This window comes from Roseicella frigidaeris (assembly GCF_003258945.1).
GTDB lineage: Bacteria > Pseudomonadota > Alphaproteobacteria > Acetobacterales > Acetobacteraceae > Paracraurococcus > Paracraurococcus frigidaeris.
In genome coordinates this window covers 1-3850 of the sequence record NZ_QLIX01000066.1, presented here as the reverse complement: position 1 = coordinate 3850, position 3850 = coordinate 1, and the positions used below count along the sequence as shown (strand labels likewise).

Genomic DNA, 3850 nt, shown 5'->3' with positions numbered 1-3850 from the left:
GCTCTGCCGTCCACGCCATTGCCTGCCCCCGCGAATCGCCCGCACGACCAGAGAATCACATCCGATTCAGCCGATTCAATTCCTTTCCGGATGGGCTCTCAGATTAGAGTCAGCGAACCGTGTCGCGCCCGGCCGACCGTGAGGCTTTGGAGCGCTCCATAACGGGGCACTAGTACTCCACCCCTAACAGACTAGTGCAGGCACACCACTCGCCTTTGCCGATTGCCTGACCGCTTGCGGAACTCCGAGGTACGGCCGCGGTTATGCGGGCAGCGCCGTGGCCAACCGATCTTGGTTCCGGCCCCGAGCGCTTCAGGGGAAGGCCAGATGGACAGCGATCGCATCGCGGGCTCGGCCAAGCAGGTAAAGGGCTCCATCAAGGAAGCCATTGGGAAGCTTACTGGCGACACCAAAACCCAGGCTGAAGGCGCTGCAGAGAAAGTCGAGGGTAAGGTCCAGAATACCGCCGGCGGTGCAAAGGACGCCGTGCGGGACGCGACCGACAAGTAGCGCTTCAGCAATAACACAAAAGCAACGTCAGCGGTCCGGTGCTTACCGGATCGAACCATAGGTGTGCCGTGTCGAGATGCGCATCGCTGACCAGCAGCGACTGCGTCACCGTGTTTATGAGAGCAGAGGAAATTCGAAGATGCAGACCCGGGCCACAGAGGGTACTTATAACGACGCTGCCGCCGCTGCGGTTCTTCCAGAAGGGGCTCCAACGCTGCCCTCGCGCATCTCATGGGGTGCGATCATCGCCGGTGCTGTTGTGGCACTGACCATTGGCCTGATGCTGAACGCCTTGGGTGCTGGCGTGGGCGCCACGACGGTCGACGCCACGGCGCGTGGAACGCCGTCCGCCTCGTCCTTCGGCATCGGTGCGGCCATTTGGCTGCTGGTGTCCAACCTGATCGGCCTCGCAGTTGGCGGCTACGTCGCCGCGCGTCTGTCCGGCACGGCCGACAACACCGATGGCACATTGCATGGCCTGGCCGTGTGGGGCACCACCTTCCTGATCTCCGCCGTACTGCTGGGCAATCTGGTGTCCGGTATCGCGTCTACCGCCACCTCCGGAGCTTCCAGCCTGCTGGGCAGCGTGGCGTCGGGTGCCGGCTCCGCAGCGTCGGCGGTAGGTCAGCAGGCTGCTGACCGTACGAGCACTGGGACCCTGCAGTCGATGGCGCAGAGCGTCACCGACCGCGTGCAGAACGCGCTGAGCGGGACTGGTGGCAACCCTGCCGGGATGACATCTGATCAGCGCAAGGCCGAGATGGGTCAGCTCGCCACCAAGAGAGTGACGGACGGCCAGCTGTCGCAGGCTGACCGCGAGCGCCTGAACCAGCTTGTGGCGGCCGAGTACAACATCAGCCCGCAGGACGCCCAGGCCCGTGTCGCCCAGGCTGAGCAGCAGGCTACCCAAGCCGCACGCCAGGCTGAGGAAGCGGCCCGCCGTGCTGCCGACACTGCTGCCTCCGGCACATCGATCGCTGCCTTCTCGGTCTTTGGCATCATGCTGCTGGGTGCCATCGCAGCAGTGCTCGGCGCCCGCCGCGGCACCCGCGACCTGCTGGCGTTCCGGACCACCCGGCGTGTTGCCTGAGCGCAATATGGGAGGGGGCCACGGCGATGCCGTGGTGCCTTCCGATGACCATGTCGCCGAAGGCGTGACCGAGCAGGTCATACCTCTGGCCGAGGAGATCCTGCACGTCAGCAAGCGCACGGTCGAGACCGGACGAGTGCGCATTTCGCTAAGCACCGAGACGGTCGAGGACGTGCTGCGGGATACCCTGCGCACACGGCGCGCCGAGGTCGAGCGCGTGCAAATCGACCGCGAGGTGAGCGAGCCGCCGCAGACCCGCCAGGACGGCGACGTGCTCATCGTCCCGGTGGTTGAGGAAGTCCTTGTCGTCGAACGGCGCCTCGTCCTCCGGGAAGAGATCCGCCTGCGTTTCATCGATGGCGAGAAAGCCGTGGAACGGTCCGTCGAGCGGCGGGTCCAGCGGGCCACGGTCGACAGAGTGCCAGCGGCAGGGGTAACGCCTCTAGCCGCTGGAATGGATCAATGACCCCACCGCTTTAGGAGACACCATCATGTCGCGTACCATCACCGCCATGTTTGACGATCGTGCCCATGCGGACGCCGCCATTCAGCAACTCGCGCAGCAACTGAACATCGCCAGCAGTGATATCCAGATGCATGCGGCCGACGCAGCATCGACTACCGGCGAGACCACCGCCGCGTCCGGCGATACCGGTTTCTGGGCGTCGCTGAAGGATCTCTTCGTCCCCGACGAGGATCGGACGACCTACGCGGAGGGAGTGCGCCGCGGTTCCGTCGTGGTGTCGGCGACGATCGAGGACAGCAAGCTCGAGCAGGCGATGGATGTCCTCGAGAGCCACGGCGCAGTGGATCTCGACACCCGCGAGGCCGAGTGGCGGCAGCAAGGCTGGTCGGGTACCCAGGCCGTCGCCTCGGACACCGAGGTGGCCAGCGTGCCGGCTGCAGCCGGGCTCGGTGTCGCCGCCACGGGCATGGCCGTGCGGTCCACCACGCCCGCTGCTGCTTCGACGACGGCAGCAGCCGCCACCACGACCGCCCGCGTCGGCGGTGAGGAGGTAATTCCGATCGTTGAGGAGAGCCTGCGGGTAGGTAAGCGCGACGTGGAGCGCGGACGGGTTCGGGTGCGCTCCTATGTGGTGGAGACGCCGGTGACCGAGCAGGTGATGCTGCACCAGGAGCATGTCGATGTGCAGCGCCGCGTGGTCGATCGCCCGGTGACTGGCGCTGACGCCCTGTTCCAGGACCGCACGATCGAGGCCACCGAGACTGCCGAGGAGGCGGTCATCGCCAAGGAAGCCCGCATTACCGAGGAGGTCGTCATCCGCAAAGAAGCCACCGAGCGGACCGAGACCGTGCAGGATACCGTTCGTCGCACCGAGGTGGACATCGACGACACCACCACGAACGCGTCCGGCGTGACGACCGGTGTTGGCGTCGCCGGTGTTGCTCCTGATGACGCGCCGGGTAACCCGCCCGGCACGATGGCGAGCCGTGCGGTCGACAAGACCTTCGGTACCAACGTCAGCGGTGCCAATCCCGACAAGCGCTGACGAACGCTGAACGGGGTGGGGACGGGAGCAATCCTTCCCCACCCCGCCGTTCAATGACCAGGGCCATCCTGGTAGTGGCGGCCAAGTAAGCCACTGCCCGGACGGTACCCACCTTTATCTTCATGCCACCTAGGGAACACCCCCATGTCCATCATTGCCTGGCTGATCTTGGGACTTGTTGCTGGCTTCATCGCCAGCAAGCTGTATGCCGGTAGCGGCCAAGGGGCCGTCGTTGACATCGTGCTTGGCATCGTCGGCGCCTTCGTCGGCGGCTTTCTGTTTAACATGTTCGGCGGAGCGGGCGTGACCGGCTTCAACCTGTACAGCATGATTGTCGCCGTGATTGGCGCAGTCGTTGTGCTGTGGATCTACCATGCCGTCACCGGCCGGCGGAGCGTCTGAAGCAGCTCGCAGTCGGAGGAAATAGTGCCGTCATGCCAAGTGACGGCGGCCAGTTTCTAAAAATTGGACTGCAGCTTGGCGACGTTGCAATCGACGTCATGTGGGTGGCTGATGCACCCAGATAACCATGGCCGTGATCTGTGACGTGGCTTGCTAGACGCCGAACGGTTTACAGGCAGATCAGACCCTGTTGATTGCCACTGAGATCTGACCCGGTTTGGGGTGAAGTTGCCACTGAGAGCCCATCCGGGAAGTTCTGATTCAGGCGGAGGGGGTTGCGGCCAGCCGTCGCAGCATGATGCGGATCATGGCCAAGCGGACGAAGGCGCAAGCGATG

Annotated in this window: 5 protein-coding genes; all 5 read left to right on the top strand. The window is 64.7% G+C overall.

Annotation, left to right across the window (positions count from 1 at the left end; genetic code table 11):
• Positions 1–327 precede the first annotated feature (327 nt).
• The 5 genes from DOO78_RS26635 (at position 328) to DOO78_RS26615 (ending at position 3513) form a co-directional block, all read left to right on the top strand.
• The gene (locus DOO78_RS26635; protein ID WP_111472907.1) at positions 328–510 is read left to right on the top strand and encodes a CsbD family protein; all 183 of its coding nucleotides are present in this window, start codon (positions 328–330) and stop codon (positions 508–510) included.
• Positions 511–649: 139 nt separating this feature from the next.
• Positions 650–1600, top strand: a complete 951-nt coding sequence (locus tag DOO78_RS26630; protein ID WP_243634808.1) for a hypothetical protein — start codon at positions 650–652, stop codon at positions 1598–1600.
• A gap of 64 nt (positions 1601–1664) precedes the next feature.
• The gene (locus DOO78_RS26625) at positions 1665–2066 is read left to right on the top strand and encodes a DUF2382 domain-containing protein (protein WP_207803087.1); all 402 of its coding nucleotides are present in this window, start codon (positions 1665–1667) and stop codon (positions 2064–2066) included.
• 25 nt (positions 2067–2091) lie between these two features.
• The gene (locus tag DOO78_RS26620) at positions 2092–3111 is read left to right on the top strand and encodes a YsnF/AvaK domain-containing protein (RefSeq protein WP_111472905.1); all 1020 of its coding nucleotides are present in this window, start codon (positions 2092–2094) and stop codon (positions 3109–3111) included.
• A gap of 144 nt (positions 3112–3255) precedes the next feature.
• On the top strand, positions 3256–3513 hold the full coding sequence (locus DOO78_RS26615) for a GlsB/YeaQ/YmgE family stress response membrane protein (protein ID WP_111472904.1): 258 nt from the start codon (positions 3256–3258) through the stop codon (positions 3511–3513).
• Positions 3514–3850: the final 337 nt, after the last annotated feature.